Annotated in this window: 16 protein-coding genes; 9 read left to right on the forward strand and 7 right to left on the reverse strand. The window is 67.9% G+C overall.

The genetic code is table 11. From position 1 onward, the window contains the following. Positions 1–76: 76 nt before the first annotated feature. Together CFB34_RS08445 and CFB34_RS08450 are read right to left on the reverse strand one after the other, a co-directional pair. Positions 77–1,465, reverse strand: coding sequence for a nucleobase:cation symporter-2 family protein (locus CFB34_RS08445; protein ID WP_089442905.1), 1,389 nt, complete (start codon positions 1,463–1,465; stop codon positions 77–79). 142 nt (positions 1,466–1,607) lie between these two features. Continuing rightward, the gene (locus CFB34_RS08450) at positions 1,608–2,564 is read right to left on the reverse strand and encodes a LysR family transcriptional regulator (RefSeq protein ID WP_089442904.1); all 957 of its coding nucleotides are present in this window, start codon (positions 2,562–2,564) and stop codon (positions 1,608–1,610) included. 103 nt (positions 2,565–2,667) lie between these two features. On the opposite strand from CFB34_RS08450, the gene CFB34_RS08455 reads away from it, so the two are divergent. Further along, on the forward strand, positions 2,668–3,405 hold the full coding sequence (locus tag CFB34_RS08455) for an SDR family oxidoreductase (RefSeq protein ID WP_089442903.1): 738 nt from the start codon (positions 2,668–2,670) through the stop codon (positions 3,403–3,405). Between the two features lie 8 nt (positions 3,406–3,413). On the opposite strand, the gene CFB34_RS08460 is transcribed toward CFB34_RS08455, so the two are convergent. Beyond that, positions 3,414–4,391, reverse strand: a complete 978-nt coding sequence (locus CFB34_RS08460) for a LysR family transcriptional regulator (protein WP_089442902.1) — start codon at positions 4,389–4,391, stop codon at positions 3,414–3,416. 133 nt (positions 4,392–4,524) lie between these two features. On the opposite strand from CFB34_RS08460, the gene CFB34_RS08465 reads away from it, so the two are divergent. From CFB34_RS08465 to CFB34_RS08475, 3 genes are all read left to right on the forward strand, one after another. Continuing rightward, the gene (locus CFB34_RS08465) at positions 4,525–5,241 is read left to right on the forward strand and encodes an SDR family oxidoreductase (RefSeq protein ID WP_089442901.1); all 717 of its coding nucleotides are present in this window, start codon (positions 4,525–4,527) and stop codon (positions 5,239–5,241) included. 207 nt (positions 5,242–5,448) lie between these two features. Beyond that, complete coding sequence (locus CFB34_RS08470) at positions 5,449–5,784, forward strand: putative quinol monooxygenase (protein ID WP_089442900.1); 336 nt, start codon at positions 5,449–5,451, stop codon at positions 5,782–5,784. Next, complete coding sequence (locus CFB34_RS08475) at positions 5,781–6,938, forward strand: iron-containing alcohol dehydrogenase (protein WP_089442899.1); 1,158 nt, start codon at positions 5,781–5,783, stop codon at positions 6,936–6,938. Before CFB34_RS08470 ends, CFB34_RS08475 begins: the two co-directional genes overlap by 4 nt. 96 nt (positions 6,939–7,034) lie before the next feature. Here the strand turns inward: CFB34_RS08475 and CFB34_RS08480 are convergent, their stop codons facing one another. Continuing rightward, complete coding sequence (locus CFB34_RS08480; RefSeq protein WP_089442898.1) at positions 7,035–9,215, reverse strand: ornithine decarboxylase; 2,181 nt, start codon at positions 9,213–9,215, stop codon at positions 7,035–7,037. Between the two features lie 103 nt (positions 9,216–9,318). Here CFB34_RS08480 and CFB34_RS08485 point away from each other — a divergent pair, with 103 nt between their 5' ends. The 3 genes from CFB34_RS08485 (at position 9,319) to potE (ending at position 13,459) form a co-directional block, all read left to right on the forward strand. Next, the gene (locus tag CFB34_RS08485) at positions 9,319–9,525 is read left to right on the forward strand and encodes a hypothetical protein (RefSeq protein WP_143329522.1); all 207 of its coding nucleotides are present in this window, start codon (positions 9,319–9,321) and stop codon (positions 9,523–9,525) included. Positions 9,526–9,726: 201 nt separating this feature from the next. Next, positions 9,727–12,027, forward strand: coding sequence for an Orn/Lys/Arg decarboxylase N-terminal domain-containing protein (locus CFB34_RS08490; RefSeq protein ID WP_089442897.1), 2,301 nt, complete (start codon positions 9,727–9,729; stop codon positions 12,025–12,027). A gap of 46 nt (positions 12,028–12,073) precedes the next feature. Continuing rightward, positions 12,074–13,459 (forward strand): putrescine-ornithine antiporter, encoded by a 1,386-nt coding sequence (potE, locus tag CFB34_RS08495; protein WP_089442896.1) that lies wholly within the window; start codon positions 12,074–12,076, stop codon positions 13,457–13,459. Positions 13,460–13,480: 21 nt separating this feature from the next. Here potE and CFB34_RS08500 read toward each other — a convergent pair whose 3' ends face one another. Next, positions 13,481–14,389: a LysR family transcriptional regulator gene (locus tag CFB34_RS08500; RefSeq protein ID WP_089442895.1), complete on the reverse strand. Its 909-nt coding sequence runs from the start codon at positions 14,387–14,389 to the stop codon at positions 13,481–13,483. Between the two features lie 174 nt (positions 14,390–14,563). Here CFB34_RS08500 and CFB34_RS08505 point away from each other — a divergent pair, with 174 nt between their 5' ends. Next, positions 14,564–15,148 (forward strand): putative glycolipid-binding domain-containing protein, encoded by a 585-nt coding sequence (locus CFB34_RS08505; RefSeq protein WP_089442894.1) that lies wholly within the window; start codon positions 14,564–14,566, stop codon positions 15,146–15,148. Positions 15,149–15,193: 45 nt separating this feature from the next. Here CFB34_RS08505 and CFB34_RS08510 read toward each other — a convergent pair whose 3' ends face one another. Together CFB34_RS08510 and CFB34_RS08515 are read right to left on the reverse strand one after the other, a co-directional pair. Next, entirely contained in the window at positions 15,194–16,186 is a 993-nt protein-coding gene (locus tag CFB34_RS08510) for a sulfonate ABC transporter substrate-binding protein (RefSeq protein ID WP_089442893.1), read from the reverse strand. A 299-nt stretch (positions 16,187–16,485) separates the two neighbouring features. Then, positions 16,486–16,893, reverse strand: coding sequence for a DUF427 domain-containing protein (locus CFB34_RS08515; protein ID WP_089442892.1), 408 nt, complete (start codon positions 16,891–16,893; stop codon positions 16,486–16,488). Between the two features lie 289 nt (positions 16,894–17,182). On the opposite strand from CFB34_RS08515, the gene CFB34_RS08520 reads away from it, so the two are divergent. Further along, complete coding sequence (locus CFB34_RS08520) at positions 17,183–18,844, forward strand: ABC transporter substrate-binding protein (protein WP_089442891.1); 1,662 nt, start codon at positions 17,183–17,185, stop codon at positions 18,842–18,844. Positions 18,845–18,867 lie beyond the last annotated feature (23 nt).

Here is an 18,867-nt window from a genome sequence, read left to right on the forward strand (position 1 = left end):
GTCCGCCATGAAAAAAGCCGCGCGCCCGATGCACCGGGAGCGCGGCTCGAGTGGGAGCCGGTCAGGCGTGCCGCCGTTACTTCTTTTCCGGCAGGAACCAGTTCATCACGAGCGCGCAGATGCCGCCCGTCGCCACGCCCGATTCCAGCACGTTCTTCAGCGCGTGCGGCAGGCTGTTGAGGATGTCCGGCACTTGCGACACGCCGAGGCCGAGCGCGAGCGACACCGCGATGATCAGCAGTGCGCGACGATCGAGATGGACGCCCGCGAGGATGTTGATGCCCGATGCGGCCACCGCGCCGAACATCACCATCGCCGCGCCGCCGAGCACGGGCTCCGGCACGGCCTGCAGCACGCCGGCGACGACCGGGAACAGGCCGAGCACCACGAGCATCCCCGCGATCCAGATGCCGACGTAGCGGCTGGCGACGCCGGTGATCTGGATCACGCCGTTGTTCTGCGCGAATACCGAGCTCGGGAACGTGTTGAACACGCCGGCCAGCAGCGAGTTCGCGCCGTTCACGAGCACGCCGCCCTTGATCCGCTGCATCCACACCGGGCCTTCGACCGGTTCGTTCGAGATCTTGCTGGTGGCCGTGACGTCGCCGATCGCCTCGAGCGACGTGACGAGGTAGATGATCAGCATCGGCACGAACAGCGCCCACGAGAAGCCGATGCCGAAGTGCAGCGGCGTCGGAACCTGGAACAGCGCGGCCTGGTGCATGCCGGTGAAATCGAGGCGGCCGAGGAACGCGGCCGCGAGATAGCCGATCACGAGCGCGATGACGAGCGCGGTGCTGCGCACCCACACGATCGGCACGCGGTTCAGCAGGATGATCGTGCCGAGCACGAGGCCGGACAGCGTCAGGTTCTCCGCGCTCGCGAAGGTGCCCTTGGCCATCGCGCCGAAGCCGCCGCCCATGCTGATCAGGCCGACCTTGATCAGCGTGAGGCCGATCAGCAGCACGACGATGCCGGTGACGAGCGGCGTGATCAGGCGCTTCACGAACGGCAGGATGCGCGATACGCCCATCTCGACGAACGACCCGGCAATCACGACGCCGAAGATCGCGGCCATCACGGTCTCGACCGGCGTGCCTTGCTTGACCATCAGGCTGCCGCCGGCGATCAGCGGGCCGACGAAGTTGAAGCTCGTGCCCTGGACGATCAGCAGGCCGGCGCCGAGCGGGCCGAAACGCTTGCACTGGACGAAGGTAGCGATGCCGGAAATCACCAGCGACATCGACACGATCAGGGTCGTATCGCGGCTGGACACGCCGAGCGCCTGGCAGATCAGCAGGCCGGGCGTGACGATCGGTACGATGATCGCCAGCAGGTGCTGCAGCGCGGCGACGAAGGCGACCATCGGCGCCGGCCGGTCGTTCGGGCCGTAGACGAGGTCGCGGGCCGAATCGGCGGCGTCGGCGCCGTGGGCGGCGGGTTGGGCGGGAGAGGCGGGTTGCATGGCGAGCGGGCCGGACAAGGTGGAAAGTGCGGCATTTTAGCCGAACGGCCCGCCGGCGCCGCTGCAATAGCGGGGATTCGGCGGATCGGGAAAACGGTGGCGGATCGACGCGCGGGCCGGCCGTGGCCGCGGCGAGCGCCGGTCAGCGGGCCTGCCGCGACGCGGGGGCGGTCGGGATGGCAGTCGAGGCAGTGGTCGCATGGAACCCGGGCAGCTCGGGAATCCGCTGCTCCATGAATTGCAGGAACGTGCGGGTCCGCAGCGGCAGATACCGGCGCGACGCATAGACGAGGTGCAGCGCATGCGGCGGCACCATGTCCCACTTCGGCAGCAACCGGACGAGCTGGCCGCTGTCGATCAGGTCCTGAACGAGCCACGCGGGCCCGCTGCCCACCGCGTTTCCGGCCAGGAAGCATTCCCGCAGCGCCATCGAGCTGTTCACGCGATACCGGCCGTGCACCGGAACGACGACCTGCTCGCCGCCGCGCGCGAAGGCCAGTTCGTTGCCGATGTCCGCGCGCGCGTAGCCGACATACGCGTGCTTCGCGAGGTCGTCCGGCCGGCGGAGCTTCGGCGCCCGCGCTACGTACGCGGGCGTGGCGACCAGCAGGCGCGGCGACGACGCGATGTGGCGCGCCACAGCATCCGGCGGCAGCAGCTGGCCGAGGCGAATGGCGACATCGACGCCTTCTTCGACGAGGTCGATCACGCGATCGGTCAATTGGAGTTCGACTTCGATTTCCGGCCACGCAGCGAGGAATTCGAGCACGAGCGCGTTCAGTCTCAGCTCACCCAGCCCCAGCGGCGCATTGACGACCAGCTTGCCGACCGGCCGCACCGTTTGCCCGCGCACCTCGGCCACCGCGCTCGCGTATTCGTCGATCACGCGCTTGCAGCGATCGTAGAACCGGCGGCCTTCGTCGGTGGGCGCGAGGCTCGTGGTCGAGCGTTCGAGCAGGCGAACGCCCAGTTCCTTCTCGAATGCGGCGACGATCTTGCTGATCGTCGGCTGGCCGGTGCCTTCCTCCCGCGCGACCGCCGAGAAATTGCCGAGTTCGATGGCGCGGACGAACACGCGCATGGATCGCAACGAATCCATCTTATTCCTTTCGGGCATGAACCTTATTCAAGTCTCCCACGTTCCTGCGCAATGGAGAATGACCTAACGTTCGCGAACCTTCAATCCCTGATGAGGAGTCGACATGAACGAGGCAACGCAATCTTCGGCACTGGACGGTGCGCACGTCGTGGTATTCGGCGGGAGTTCCGGCATCGGCCTCGAGGCCGCGGCCGCCGCGAAGGCGAAAGGCGCCAGCGTCACGCTGGTCGGCCGGACCCGCGCGACGCTCGAATCCGCTGCGCAGGCGATCGGCGGCGCGCGCGTCGCGGTGGCCGACATCGCGGACCGGCAGGCAGTGGAGGCCGTGTTTGGCACGATCACGCGCGTCGATCACCTGGTCGTCACGGCCGGGCGGTTCATTGCCGGCAAGCTGAACGAGACCGATCCCGATCACCTGCTCGCCGCGTGGCAGGAGCGTATCGCCGGGCCAGTCTACGCGATCCGCGCTGCGTTGCCGCTGATGCCCGCGACCGGCTCGATCGTGCTGACCGGCGGGCAACTGTCGGATCGTCCGGCTGCGCAGGGCGTTTCCGTCATTGCCGCCGCCGTGCGCGGGGTCGAGGCGCTGGCGCAATCGCTCGCGCTGGAGCTGAAGCCGATTCGCGTCAACGTGGTGGCACCCGGTTTCGTCGAGACGCCGCTTTACGACGCGTTTGGTGCGGAAGCGCGCGAGGCGATTCTCGCGGGCGCGGCGGCGACATTGCCCGGCGGCCGTGTCGGGCGCGCCGATGAAGTGGGGGAAGCGATCGCGTTCCTGCTGGGCAACGGCTTCATGAATGGCGAAATCCTGCACATCGACGGCGGCGGTCGGCTGGTCTGAGCCGCGCGTCAGCCTGCCGCGCGCGTGCCGGTGCGACGTGCCGGCGGGCGCGGCGCGCGACCCTCCGGATACGCGTGCTGGCAGACGGCGATGACCGCATCGCGCAGGCGGCGGTGCACGGGGTCGCCGTGCATGCGCGGATGCCACAGCGCGGACACGAGGATCTCGGGCAGGCGCACCGGGATCTCGAAACTGCGCAGTCCGAGCGCCTCCGTGAGCCCCGGCGAGAACGCGTTGCCGAGGCTCGAGCGCGGCACGAGCGCGATCAGGTCGGTGCTGGCCGCGACCCGCATCGCATTGGGGTAGCCCGGTACGACGACGTGCACGGAGTGGCTCGGGCCAGTCTTGTCGGTCGAGTCGTCAGCCGGACCGCCGAAATCGCCCAGCTGCGACGCGATCACGTGACGGCAGGCCGCATAGCGCGCGGGCGTGATCCTGCCCGATGCGAACAGCGGGTGCCCGGCGCGCGCCACGGCGACGTGCCAGTCGTGAAACAGCATGCGCGTGTGCAGTTCGGGGGCATCGTCGCCGCGCTTGCCGATTTCCAGGTCGACGGTGCCGTCGCGCAACGCTTGCGGATCGCGGTTGGGCTTCGGGACGAAGCGGACGCGCACCTGCGGCGCGATTTCGCCGAGTGCGGCGACCACCGGGCCGGACAGCATTTCCATGAACGAGGCGGCCGCGCGGATGGTGAACGTGGATGCGTGCGTCGCCATGTCCACGTCGGCCGTCGCCGGCCGCAGCACCGCGCGCGCATCGCTCGCGATCGCGTGCACGCGGTCGCGCAACGCGGCGGCGTGCGGTGTTGGCACGAGCCTGCGCCCGGCGCGCACGAGCAACGGGTCGCCGGTGGAGATCCGCAGCCGCGTGAGCGTGCGGCTCATGGCCGATGTGCTCAGGCCAAGCCGGCGCGCGGCGCCGGTCACGCTGCCTTCCGACAGCAGCACGTCGAGCGCGGTGACGAGATTCAGGTCGATGTCTTCCATGGCGACAGGATACGCCTTCGTGCGATCTCATATGGCGCTGGATGCAACTATAGGTTGAGTCCGGTGCGTCTGGCGCCTGTCGTAGTGCGCACCTATAGTGGCTGCATGACGAATCCCGGCAAAGGCGGAAACCATGCAACCAACAGTATCGAACGCGAATGTACCTACGATCCTGCTCGTCGCGGCCTCGCGCGGCCTCGGGCTCGCGATGGCGGAGACGTTCCTGGACAAAGGCTGGCGCGTAACGGGCACGGTGCGCGCAGGATCGGGGCGCACGAAGCTGCACGACCTCGCCGACCGGTTCGACGGCCGGCTCGACATCGAGACGCTCGACATCTGCGAACCGGTGCAACTGGCCGCGCTGCGCGAGCGGCTGTCGGGCCGGCGCTTCGACATGCTGTTCGTGAACGCGGGAACGACGAACGAGCCCACCGAAACGATCGGCGAAGTGACGACCGACGAATTCGTGCGCGTGATGGTGACGAATGCGCTGGCGCCGATGCGTGTGATTGAGACGCTGCAGGATCTCGTGACCGCGGACGGCCTGATCGGCGCGATGTCGTCGGGGCAGGGCAGCGTCGCGAACAACGTCAACGGGATGCGCGAGGTCTATCGCGGCAGCAAGGCCGCGCTGAACCAGTTCATGCGCAGCTTCGCGGCGCGCCAGGCCGATACGCGGCGCGCGATGGTGCTGATGGCGCCCGGTTGGGTCCGCACGGAACTCGGTGGGCCGGATGCGCGCCTGACGATCGAGGAAAGCGTGCCGAGCCTCGTCGACGTGCTGATCGCAAAGCGTGGGCGCCCGGGGCTCGAGTATCTCGACTATCTGGGGCGGACGGTGCCGTGGTAGTCGGCGTGTCGCGCGAGTAGCGGCCAATGGCGACCGGCGCTGTTTTTCGTGGCGCGGTGGCGGCACTGCGAAGGCCGCGCCGATTCAATACAATGCGACGACCCGCCAGTGACACGGCGTTGCGCCGTCGCGTTCGAATCCCTCCGGTTCGCCGCGCATGGCGTGCGTCCCCGTCGTGACGGCCGCCAGTCGAACCCGGAGCGCAACATGAACGAACCTTACCTGCAGGTCATCGCGCATTTCCACGCCAAGCCCGGCAACGGCGACCGCGTGGTCGAATTGCTCGCGGAGCTCGCGCCGCTGACGCGCGCCGAGCCGAAAAATCTCGACTACGCGTATTTCCGGTCGCCGGAGGATCCCGACCACGTCGTAATCCTCGAACGCTACAGCGACGCGGACGGTCTCGACGTGCATCGGGAAACGCCGCATTTCCAGCGGATCGGGTTCGGCGCGATCATTCCGTTGCTCGATCGCCGCGAAGTGTCCAGCTACATGGTGCAGCCCGGCACCGGCGCGGCGACGCCACCGGGAGGCACCCGATGAACCCGTTTCAATTCCGTACCGTTCCGACGCAGGTCGTCGAATTCGGCGCCGCGCGCCGGCTCGGTACATTGTTGCGCGAACGCTTTCCGGCGCTCGTGCGGCTCTGTGTCGTCACCGACGCGTTCCTGCATCGCAGCGGCGTGCTCGCGCCCGCGCTGGCGAGCCTCGCCGCGCACGGCTGGCAAGTCACCGTGATCGACGACGTGATCGCCGATCCGCCCGAGCACGTGGTGCTGGAAGCGACCGAGCGGGCCGTCGCGGCCGATGCCGAGATCGTGCTCGGCCTGGGCGGCGGATCGTCGATGGACGTCGCGAAGCTGATCGCGGTGCTCGCGCCGGGGGAGCAGGCGCTGGCCGACATGTACGGCGTCGACAAGGTCACGAGCGCGCGGCTGCCGCTCGTGCAGATGCCGACGACGGCCGGCACCGGTTCGGAAGTCACGGCCGTGTCGATCGTCACGGTCGGCGAGGCGCGCAAGATGGGCGTCGTGTCGCCGCACCTGTTCGCGGACGTCGCGATCCTCGATGCCGAACTGACGCTCGGCCTGCCGCGGGCGGCCACGGCCGCGACGGGCATCGACGCGATGGTGCATGCGATCGAGGCCTACACGTCCGCGCGCCTGAAGAACCCGGTATCCGACATGCTGGCCGTGCACGCGCTGACGCTGCTGTCGCGCAACCTGCTCGCGGCGTGCGACGACGGCCGGAACCGCCACGCGCGCGAGGCGATGCTGGTCGGCGCGATGTTCGCGGGGCAGGCGTTCGCGAATGCACCGGTCGCGGCCGTGCACGCGCTCGCCTATCCGGTTGGCGGGATCTTCCATGTGCCGCACGGGCTGTCGAATGCGCTCGTGCTGCCGCACGTGCTGCGGTTCAACGCGCCGGCCGCCGCGCCGCTGTATGCGGAACTCGCGTCGATCGTTGCACCGTCGGCGACGGGCAGCGATGAAGCGCGCACGCACGCGCTGATCGCCGAGATCGACCGGCTGATCGTCGCGACGGGCATTCCGCGCACGCTGCGCGAGGTCGGCATCGGGGAGGGCGACCTGCCGAGGATGGCATCGGATGCGATGCTGCAGACGCGCCTGCTCGTGAACAATCCGCGCGAGGTGACGGAGGCCGACGCGCTGGAGATCTACCGGCAGGCGTGGTGATGCGGCGGGCGGGTCGCGCCGCCCGTCATGTCCCGCGATGCGCGCAGGACCGCGAGCGGCGCGAGGCCAACCGCCAGGCCGCCCGCTAGGCCGCCGTTACGCGCTCGACGCGTCGGCGCCGGCCGCCACCACGTACGCCGACGCCTGCTTCGTACCGTCCGGCCGCGTGTGCAGATAGACGCCCTGGATTTCCGGCTCGAAACCCGGCAGCGCGTTGATCCCCGCTTCGAGCGCACGGAAGTAGTCGAGCGCCGGGCCGCCCCACCTTTCGCCGGGCACCACGCAGAAGATGCCGGGCGGATAGGGCAGCGCGCCTTCCGTCGCGATCCGGCCTTCGATGCGATCGAGCGTGACGAGCTCGACGTTGTTGCGGATCAGTTCGGCGTTCGCGGCTTGCGGCAGCATCGCCTGCTTCGGGAACTGCGCACGCCGGAACATCAGCTTCTGCAGGTGCTTCATGTCGTGGCTGCGGTAGAAGTCGTGCATCCGCTGGCACAGCTGCCGCAGGCGCATGTCGCCGTACAGCGCCGGATACGCTTCGCACAGCGAGGGAATCGCTTCGCGCAGCGGCGTGTCCTGGTCGAGATGGCGTTCGAACTGCGCGAGATGCGCGACCAGATGCTGCAGCTTGCCGAAGCTTTCGGAGGGCGTGAGCAGGAACAGGATCGTGTACAGGTCGGCCTTCTCGGGCACGACGCCGTGCTCGCGCAGGTAGCGCGCGAGGATCGGCGCCGGTGCGCCGAACGCCGCGTACGCGTGCGTGTCGCGATCGATGCCGGGCGTCGTCAGCAGCAGCTTGCACGGGTCGACGAAATACTGGTCGTCCGCATAACCCTCGAAGCCGTGCCACGTGTCGGCCGGATGAAAGCGGAAGAAGCGCAGGTCGTCGACGATCTGCTCGGTCGGGTAGTCGGCCCACGGGCGGCCGTCGATAGTCTGGGGAACGAACGGTCGGATCTGGCGGCAGGTCTTGAGCAGCAGCTTGCGCGCATCGACGCCATGCGCGACGCAGTCGCGCCACAGGCGCTTGCCGGCCGGGCCCGCGTGCATCTGCGCGTTGACGTCGAGCGCGGCGAACATCGGGTAGAACGGGCTCGTCGACGCATGGATCATATACGCGTTGTTGAAGCGTCGGTGATCGCAGAAGCGCTTCTGGCCTTCGATGTGGCTGTCCTTCTTGTGAATCTGCGACGTCTGCGAGAAACCGGCCTGCTGCTTGTGCACCGACTGCGTGACGAAGATGCCGGGATCGTCGGGGCCGAGCGTGAGCATCAGCGGCGAGCAGTCCTGCATCATCGGGATGAACTGCTCGTAGCCGACCCACGCCGAATCGAACAGGATGTAGTCGCACAGATGGCCGATCCGGTCGACGATCTCGCGCGCGTTGTAGATCGTGCCGTCGTAGGTGCCGAGCTGGATCACCGCGAGCCGGAACGGGCGCGGCAGGCCGGCGCGCTCCGGCGCGACGTCGCGGATCGCGTCGCGAATACGGGTTTCGTCGAGCGCCGCGCTGTCGACGCCGCCGATGAGGCCCCACGCGTTGCGGGCGGTCTCGAGGTAGACCGGCCGCGCGCCCGACAGCACGAGCGCGCCGAGGTGCACCGACTTGTGGTTGTTGCGGTCGAACAGCACGAGATCGTCGGGCGCGAGCAGCGCGCTGGTGACGACCTTGTTCGACGTCGACGTGCCGTTCAGCACGAAGTACGTCTTGTCCGCGTTGTAGATCCGCGCGGCATTGCGCTGCGCTTCCAGCGCGGGGCCTTCGTGGATCAGCAGGTCGCCGAGCCGGACATCGGCGTTGCAAAGGTCGGCGCGAAAGATCGTCTCGCCGAAGAAGTCGAAGAACATCCGGCCGAGCGGGTGGTTCGAGAAGAACTGGCCGCCCTGGTGGCCGGGGCAGTCGAATTCGACATAGCCGCGCTGCACGTATTCGCGCATCACCTTGAAGAACGGCGGCAGCAGGTTCTCGCTGTAGATGTCGGCGGCGGCGGAGATCTGCCGGCCGTAGTAGTGGCGTCCGCCATGGCGGAGCTGGATCACGCCGCTCGCGCTCGGCAGGATCGACGGCGGCACTTCCTGGTCCGGCTCGACCGCGACGAAAAACGGAATCGCGAATCCGGTTCTTTCGACGGTTTTAAGCACCTGTTGCGCTGAATCGATTCCGACGACGATTGCCGCGATATTCGTGAAATCGGTCTGGAATACGTCGACCTGTTCGTGCGTGGTGAGGAAGGCGCCAATCAGCGCCGGCTCGACTGCGATTTTCAACAGGCTCACGCGAACTCTCCCGTAAATGTGCGGAAAACGAGAGCCGCATTCGCACGGGCGCGCGATCCGCGTCATCCGACACGCGCTGCAGCCGATTGAAACGCTCCCGCGAATGCTGAATGCCGAATGGCGCGCCGCACGAAGGCGCCTTGCGCGGCGCGGCGCAGCCGCCGCCGGTCAAGGCACGGCGCAGCCGATCGTAGCAACAAAACCCGGCGAATTCAATCGACCGGAATCGGCAATCCGACTGCCGGATGAGATCGATCAAATAATCGGAAATCGGCGTGCTGCATTGCACATCAAAATGAACCGATCGTGAAACGCGATTTGAAAACGATCGATCGTTTCGCCGAATCGTCTGCTTTTCATCAAAAGACATCTATGGCATAGTCGGCTCCGAATTGGATGGCGAATCAAACCGGATTTGCGAGCGTCTCATGCCGCCGCCCGTGGCCTGCTGTCCGCGTGCTCGTGAGACGAATTAAACCCAACGAAGCATCGGAACAACGAGGGCAAAAACATGAATACGTCCGTCGGTGGCATTCGTCGTCTCGGCCTGCGCGCGTTATTGGTCGATGACGAGATCACGCAGGAAACCGCGACCGGGCGTGCGGTCCGCACGCTGAGCGCGGAGCTCGTGCAGCGCGACATCGACGTGCTCACGGCCACCTCGGCCGACGACGCGATCATGCTGATCCGTTCCGATCCTTCGATCCAGTGCGTGTTGCTCGACTGGGATCTCGGCGTGGACGGCCACGGGCCGTCCGAGGCCGTGGTCGACGCGATCCGGCATCGTAACGCCAACGTGCCGATCTTCCTGCTGGCCGACCGCAGCGTCGCATCGTCGGTGCCGTCCAGGGTGATGGGGCAGGTCGACGATTTCGTGTGGCTGCTCGAGGATACGGCCGACTTCATCGGCGGGCGCATCCACGCGGCGATCGAACGCTATCGCGCCACCGTGTTGCCGCCGATGTTCGGCGCGCTCGCGAAATTCTCGCGCGTCTACGAATACTCGTGGCATACGCCCGGCCACACGGGCGGCACGGGCTTCCTCAAATCGCCGGTTGGCCGCGCATTCTTCGAATACTTCGGCGAAGCGCTGTTCCGCTCCGACCTGTCGATCTCGGTCGGCGAGCTGGGCTCGCTGCTCGACCACTCGGGCCCGATCGGCGAAAGCGAGCGCTACGCGGCCCGCGTGTTCGGCGCGCATCGCACGTATCACGTGACGAACGGCTCGTCGACGTCGAACCGCATCATCCTGATGGCGAGCGTGAGCCGCGACCAGATCGCGCTGTGCGACCGCAACTGCCACAAGTCGGCCGAGCACGCGATGACGATGTCGGGCGCGATCCCGACCTACCTCGTGCCGACGCGCAACCGCTACGGGATCATCGGGCCGATCGCGTCGGAGCGCCTCACGCAGGCGGCGATCCGCGAGGCGATCACGTCGAACCCGCTCACGGCCGGGCTGGCCGATCGCCAGCCGAAGCACGCGATCGTCACCAACTCGACGTACGACGGCCTGTGCTACAACGTCGCGCGCGTCGAGGAGCTGCTCGGCGCGAGCGTCGACCGGCTGCATTTCGACGAAGCGTGGTACGGCTATGCGCGTTTCAACCCGATCTACCGTGATCGCCACGCGATGCACGGCGACCCGCGCGACCATCGTGCGGACCGCCCCACGGTGTTCGCGACGCAGTCGACGCACAAGCTGCTGACCGCGCTGTCGCAGGCGTCGTACATCCACGTGCGCGACGGCCGCAACCCGATTCCACATGGTCAGTTTAACGAAACGTTCATGATGCACGCGTCGACGTCGCCGAACTACGCGATCATCGCGTCGAACGACGTCGCGGCCGCGATGATGGACGGCCCCGGCGGCGCGGCGCTCACGCACGAGTCGATCGAGGAGGCCGTCGCGTTCCGGCAGATGATCACGCGGATGAACAGCGAGTTCGGCGCGAAGGGCGACTGGTTCTTCGAGTGCTGGCAGCCCGACACCGTGCTCGAGACGCGCACCGGCCGCACGCTGCCGTTCCACGATGCGCCGTCCGAGCTGCTCGCGAGCGACCCGTCGTGCTGGGTGCTGCGCCCCGGCGCGCAATGGCACGGCTTCGGCAATATCGAGGACGGCTACTGCATGCTCGATCCGATCAAGGTGTCGATCGTCACGCCGGGCGTCGCGCCGGCCGGCGGGCTGATGCCGGTCGGCATTCCGGCGAGCGTCGTGACCGCGTATCTCGATGCACGCGGGATCGTCGTCGAGAAGACCACAGACTTCACGATCCTGTTCCTGTTCTCGATCGGCATCACGAAGGGCAAGTGGGGCTCGCTCGTCAGCGCGCTGTGCGACTTCAAGCGCGACTACGACGCGAACCTGCCGCTCGACATGGCGATTCCGTCGCTCGCGAAGGCGCATGGCTCGCGCTATGCGGGCATGGGGCTGAAGGACCTGGCCGACACGATGTTCGCGGCGATGGAGCAGCTCGGCACGACGCGGTTGATGTCGGAAGCGTTCTCGATCCTGCCGAAGCCGGAGATGAGCCCGGTGCGCGCATACGAGCATCTGGTGCAGGGCCGCGTCGAGCAGGTCACGCTCGAGGAACTGGCCGGGCGCACGGTCGCCACCGGCGTCGTGCCGTATCCGCCGGGCATTCCGCTGCTGATGCCGGGCGAGAACGCGGGGCCGGCGGACGGCCCGGTGCTCGGTTACCTGAAGGCGCTCGAAGCGTACGACCGGCGCTTCCCGGGCTTCGCGCACGATACGCACGGCGTGGAAGTCGAGGACGGCACGTACCGCGTGTATTGCCTGACGGCCTGAACGCGCGACCGGCCGCGCGGCGGCCTCACATCGAGGGATCGACATCATGGAAAACACAGCGCGCATGTCCGGCGCGGCCACCGCGGCCGCGCCGAAGAACCGGATGAACGTCTGGCAATTGACCATCCTCACGGCGGTCAACATGATGGGCTCCGGCATCATCCTGCTGCCGTCGAAGCTCGCGCAGGTCGGCACGATCTCGCTGCTGTCGTGGTTCGTCACGGCCGGCGGCTCGCTCGCGCTGGCCTATGCGTTCGCACGCTGCGGGATGCTGAGCCGCAAGCCGGGCGGGATGGGCGGCTACGCGGAATACGCGTTCGGCAAGGCCGGCAACTACATGGCGAACTACACGTACGGGCTGTCGCTCGTGATCGCCAACGTCGCGATCGGCGTCACGGCGGTCGGCTACGGCACCGTGCTGTTCGACGCGACGCTGTCGCCGCTGCAGACCGGCCTGTGGACGATCTTCCTGCTCGTGCTGACGACGGTCGCGAACTTCGGCGGCTCGCGCATCACCGGCCGGATCGGCGCGGTGACGGTGTGGGGCGTGATCATTCCGGTCGTCGTCGTGTCGCTGATCGGCTGGTTCTGGTTCAGCGGCGCGACCTGGGGCGCCGCATGGAATCCTAACAACCTGCCGTTCGGGCCGGCCGTCGGCAGCTCGATCGCGGTGACGCTGTGGGCGTTCCTCGGGCTCGAATCGGCGTGTGCGAACTCGGACGCCGTCGAGAATCCGGAGCGCAACGTGCCGATCGCCGTGCTCGGCGGCACGATCGCGTCGGCGATTTTCTACATCGTGTCGACCAACGTGATCGCGGGGATCGTGCCCAACGCGATCCTCGCGAAGTCGAACGCACCGTTCGGCATCGCGTTCGCGACGATGTTCACGCCGACGGTCGGCACGATCGTCACCGCGCTGATGGTGATCGCGTGCATCGGCTCGCTGCTCGGCTGGCAGTTCACGGTCGCGCAGGTGTTCAAGAGCTCGGCGGACGTCGGCTACTTCCTGCCGGTGTTCGCGCGTGCGACGCGCACCGGCACGCCGATCGTCGGGATGGTGATCCTGCTGGTCGCGCAGGTCGCGCTGGCGCTGATGACGATCAGCCCGGAGCTGAGCAGCCAGTTCCAGAAGATCGTCGATCTCGCGGTCGTCACGAACCTCGTGCCTTACGTGATGTCGATGGCCGCGCTGATCACGATCCAGAAGGTCGCGAAGGTGCCGCCGGCGAAGGCGCTGCTGACCAACGTGATCGCGATGGTGGCGACCGCGTACAGCTTCTATGCGCTGTTCAGCTCGGGCGAGCAGGCGCTGATGCTCGGCGGCCTGTGCGTGTTCCTGGGCTGGACGCTGTTCGGTTTCGTCAGCGCGCGCTTCTACCAGATGGAAGTCGATGCCCACGTGAAGGAGCCGGGGAAGTCGCTGCAGGCGTGACGGGGGCGGCGCTCGCCGCCGTTATCGGGCAGGGCGGGCCAGCAGCGGCGGGAGGTCCTGCTTCAGCAGGTCGACGACGGCCCGCACCCGCGGCGGCAGCGGCCGCTGCGCATGCACGAGCACGTTGAGCGCGAAGTCGGGAATCACGTAGTGCGGCAGGAGCTCGACGAGCGTGCCGGACGCGAGCGCGTCGGCGCAGGCCGGCTGCTGGACCACGCCGATGCCGCCGCCGGCCACGATCGTGTCGAACATCGGGCGCCAGTGGCTCGTCGTCATGATCGTGCGGATGCGCGCATAGTCGAGCGCGTTGCCGTCGCGCCGCAGCGGCAGCCGTTCGCTCGTGAAGACGCCTTTCACGCGGACGAACGGATGGTTCGCCAGATCGGCCGCCGTGTCGATCGGACCGTGCCGCTCGAGATACGACGGCGCGGCAACGAGCCGGCGGCCGACCGCACCGACCGGATGCGCGACGAACCCGCCGTCGCCGAGCTGGCCGACGCGGATCGAGATGTCGACGCCTTCCGTGACCGGATCGACGATGTCGTCGTTCAGGACCAGGTCGATGTGCAGGTTCGGATACGCGCTGCGGACATGCATCAGCACACCCGGCAGCACGACCTCGCCGATGCACTGCGGCGCCGCGAGCCGGATCGTGCCGTCGAGGGCGTTCTCCGTCTTCGACACCGACGCGACCGCGTCGTCGGCCGCTTCGAGCAGTTCCTTGCTGCGTTCGTAGAAGATCCGGCCTTCTTCGGTGCACGTGAGGGTGCGGGCACTGCGCAACAGCAGCCGTGTGCCGAGATGCTTCTCGAGCCGCTCGATGCGCTCGCTGACGGCCGGCTGGCCCATATCGAGATCGCGCGCCGCGCCGGACATCGTGCCGCGCTCGACGACCCTCACGTAGATGCGCATCGTCGCCAGCAAATCCATGAAGTCGCGCCCCTTGTCCGGTTCCGGTTGATGCCGATCGACGGATGGTATCAAAGCAGCGCTGCCGAATGGTACGCGGCGAACCGATACTGACCATCGGTCGGCGAAGCCGCGTGTGTTCGCCGGTGCGATGGGGGACAATCGGCATCCGTGCGATCGACGGGAGACGACGACATGACGCAACAGGATGACGCGGTGCGCACGCGCTGCGTCGCATGGCAGATCGTGCAGACGTGGCAGGCAGCCGAATGGTGCCGGCTCGTCGAATCGCGAACGGGAGTCGATCTGTCGGGATCGGTGTCGGGTGCGATCGACGGCTCGCCGTTTCGCATCGATTACACGATCGCATGCGGCGCCGACTGGCTTACCCGTTCGGCGCGCGTGACGCGGTGGAACGGCACGGCGCCGCCACGGCAATGGGACATCGCGTGCGATGCAGGGCAGTGGACGATCGATGGCGTCGATGCGCCGGCGCTCGCGGGCGCGACCGATATCGATCTCGGCTTCAGTCCGTCGACCAATACGCTGCCGATCCGGCGGCTGGGGCTCGCCGTCGGCGAATCGGCCGAGATTCGCACGGCGTGGCTGCGCTTTCCGGATGTCGCGTTCGTGCGCGGCGAGCAGCGCTATACGCGTACGGCGGAGCGCGTGTACCGCTACGAAAGCGGCACGTATGCGGCCGATATCACGGTCGACGAAGCGGGCCTCGTCGCCGACTACGACGAATGGCGGCGCATCGGCGCGGCCGCCGCGCGCTGATTCGCGCGTACCGCGCCGAGCGTTAGCGGCACCGGCACCGGCGCGTCAGCGTGCGCTTGCGACCGACAGCTTGCCTGGAATCAGCTTCAGCGCGCTGAATGAGTCCGCGATGTTCTGCTGATACGCGAGCGTCGCGTCGGTGATCGGCTGCACGCCGTAGCCGGCGCGCTTGAGCGCGACTTCGAGCGTCGGTGCATCGAGGCCGACGAGCGGCGACAGTTGCGTGGCGACTTCGGGCACATGGTCGCGCGCCCAGCGGTCGACCGCGTCGACTTCGTCGAGCAGCGCGCGGATGACCTGCGGGTGGGCCGCCGCGTATTTGCGCGCGGCGAGGTAGTACTGCGTATTGCGCACGAGCCCTTCGCCGTTCGCGATCACGCGCGCGCCGATCTGCCGCTCGGCGGCGGCCAGGTACGGATCCCAGATCACCCATGCGTCGACGTTGCGCTGCACGAACGCGGCGCGGGCGTCGGCGGGCGTCAGGTAGATCGGCTGGATGTCGGCATACGTGAGCCCCGCATGTTCGAGCGCCTTCACGAGCAGGTAATGGACGTTCGAACCCTTGTTGAACGCGACCTTCTTGCCGCGCAATTGCGCGACGTTGCGGATCGGCGAATCGGGCAGCACGACGATCGCCTCGCCCTGCGGCGCGGGCGGCTCGTTGCCGATGTAGACGAAATCGACGCCGCCCGCCTGCGCGAAGATCGGCGGCGTCTCGCCGACCGTGCCGACGTCGATCGCGCCGGCGTTCAGGCCCTCGAGCAATTGCGGGCCGGCCGGAAATTCGAGCCACTGCACGGTGACGCCCTGGCTCGCGAGCCGTTTCTCCAGCGTGCCGCGCGCCTTGAGCACGACGAAGTTGCCGTATTTCTGGAAGCCGACGCGCAGCCGCGTGCCGCTGTCTTGCGCATGAGCCGGCAGGCCCGCGAGCGGGCCGAGCGCGAGCCCGGCCAGCCCGGCGGCCGCGCCTTGCAGCCACTGGCGGCGATGTGGGTTTGCGGGTGTCGGTTCAACGTCTGCGTGCGGTGTGTCGTTCATCGAAGCGTCCTGCGGGCGGGTTCACGGGCCGCGCGCGAGAGACGGCGCGGCCGGCGCAGGGCGCGGCCCGATGCGGACGATGCGCGCCACGGGCCGGCCCGCGCCGGATTCAGGACGATACGGCCGCTCAGGCCGGCGGCCAACCAACGAATCCGCATATGCAAATCAGCGGCGGGCTCGGTGGGCGGGTGCGGGCCGGTGATCGGCACGGGAACCCGTCGGCACGGCGCGCCGTGCCGACGAATGCGCCCACGCGCACGCGCGGCCGCCCGGCATCCGACGAACGGCTGTCACGACCCTCAATCGGAGCCGGCGGGGCTTTCCTCGATCGAATCGACGCGATCCGGATAGAACGCGAGGTGCCCGCGGATCGCGTCGACGGCCGGATAGGGCGCCTCGTAGGTCCAGACGGCATTCACGGCGCGCTCGCCGCCGACCGGAATCGAGTAGTACGCCGCGTCGCCCTTGTACGGACAGTACGTCGCGTGGTTGGTGCGTTGCAGCAGCGTCAGGTCGGCGTCCTCGCGCGGGATGTAGAACACCGCCGGGTAGGCGGCCTCGCGCAGCGCCAGCGCGCGGCGCGTATCCGCGACGACCCTGCCGGCCGCCTTGACCACGACGCGCCGCGGGTGCAGTTCGACCGTGATCGGGTGATCGGGGCCCGGCGTCTTCACCGGGCGAGCAGACGTTTCGGAGCTGACGGGCATCGTGTGTCCTCCTGGAATCGGCGGCGCGGCGCGCCCGGGCGAATCCCGGCGCGCCGGCGCCGGCGTTGGCCAGCCGATACGATGCGCCATTTCGGGCGAGTCTGCAGGGGGCCGGAAGACGGCGGCGCGAGACGGCCGCCCGACGTTCGCGTGGACGTTTTCATGCACGGGCAGCGGGATGCATCCACCACGATAAGCAACGCGAAATTAATTGGTAAGCGATCGGCGGGAGGCGCGCGAAGATCGGCCGTCTTCATTTGTATGACAGCGCTGTCCTGTCCCCGTCACCATGAAAAACGCTTTCGTTTCGTCAGCCGCGCGTCGTGTGCGTGGCGTCCCCCATGCCGCGATCGCCCTGCGCTGTCTCGCGGCGTCGCTGCTGCTCGCCGGCGCGGCCACGCACGCGCTTGCCGCGCCGTCCGGCAAGACGCTCGTGTATTGCACCGAAGGCAGCCCGGCCGGCTTCGATCCGGGCCAGCATACGACGAGCACCGATTTCGATGCGAGCACGTACCCGGTCTACAACGGGCTCGTGCAGTTCAAGCGCGGCACGCTCGATCTCGAGCCGGCGCTCGCAACGAGCTGGGACGTGTCGCCCGACCAGCGCACGATCACGTTCCACCTGCGGCGCGACGTGAAATTCCAGACCACCGCGTGGTTCAAGCCGACGCGGCCGTTCCAGGCCGACGACGTCGTGTTCACGTTCCACCGGATGCTCGATCCCGACGATCCGTTCCGCAAGGCCTATCCGGTCAGCTTCCCGTATTTCAGCGACCTCGGCTTCGACCGCAACATCGAGCGCATCGACAAGGTCGACGACTACACGGTGCGCTTCGTGCTGAAGACACCCGATGTCGTGTTCGTGCGCAATCTCGCGATGGCGTTCGCGTCGATCCTGTCGGCCGAGTATGCGTCGCAGCTCGCGGCGCGCCATCGCGAGGCCGACATCAACCAGTTCCCGGTGGGCACGGGGCCGTTCCTGCTGCGCACGTACCAGAAGGACGCGCTGATCCGCTACGACGCGAATCCCGACTACTGGAAGCCGGACGACGTGAAGCTCGCGCGCCTCGTGTTCGCGATCACGCCCGATCCGGCCGCGCGCCTGCAGAAGCTGGTGGCCGGCGAGTGCCAGGTATCGGCGTTCCCGCGGCCGGCCGATCTCGATACGGTGCGGCGCGACCCGAAGCTGACGTTGTTCTCGGGGGTGGGTTTCAACGTCGGCTTCGTCGCGTACAACACGCAGCATGCGCCGCTCGATCGCGTCGACGTGCGGCGCGCGCTGGACATCGCGATCGACAAGGCGGCGATCGTGAAGACCGTGTTCAACGGCGACGCGAAGATCGCGACGAACCCGATGCCGCCCGCGCAATGGTCGTACAACCCGCGCCTGAAGGATGCGCCGCGCGACCCGGCGGCCGCGAAGGCGCTGCTCGCGCAGGCCGGTTTCCCGAACGGCTTCGACCTGACGCTGTGGGCGATGCCCGTGCAGCGCCCGTACAACCCGAACGCGCAGTTGATGGCGCAACTGATCCAGCAGGACTGGGCGAAGATCGGCGTGCGCGCGAAGATCGTCAGCTACGAATGGGGCGAATACAATCGCCGCGCGAAGCACGACGGGCAGCACGACGCGATCCTGTACGGCTGGTCGGGCGACAACGGCGACCCCGACAACTGGCTCGGCACGCTGCTCGGCTGCGACGCGGTGCACGGCAGCAATCTCGCGAAGTGGTGCAACCAGGATTTCGAGAAGCTGGTGGACGCGGCGCGTTCCAATGGGGATGTCGCGAAGCGTACGGCGCTGTACGAGCAGGCGCAGGTCGTGTTCAAGGACCAGGTGCCGTTCACGCCGATCGCGACGTCGATCGTGTCGCTGCCGATCTCCAAGCGCGTGCACGGGCTGGCGTTCTCGCCGCTCGGCGGGCATCGCTTCGACGGGGTCTGGCTGGATTGACAGGCGGGCCGCGCGGACAAGTG

Origin of the sequence: Burkholderia sp. HI4860, from assembly GCF_002223045.2 — a bacterium.
Lineage (GTDB): Bacteria > Pseudomonadota > Gammaproteobacteria > Burkholderiales > Burkholderiaceae > Burkholderia.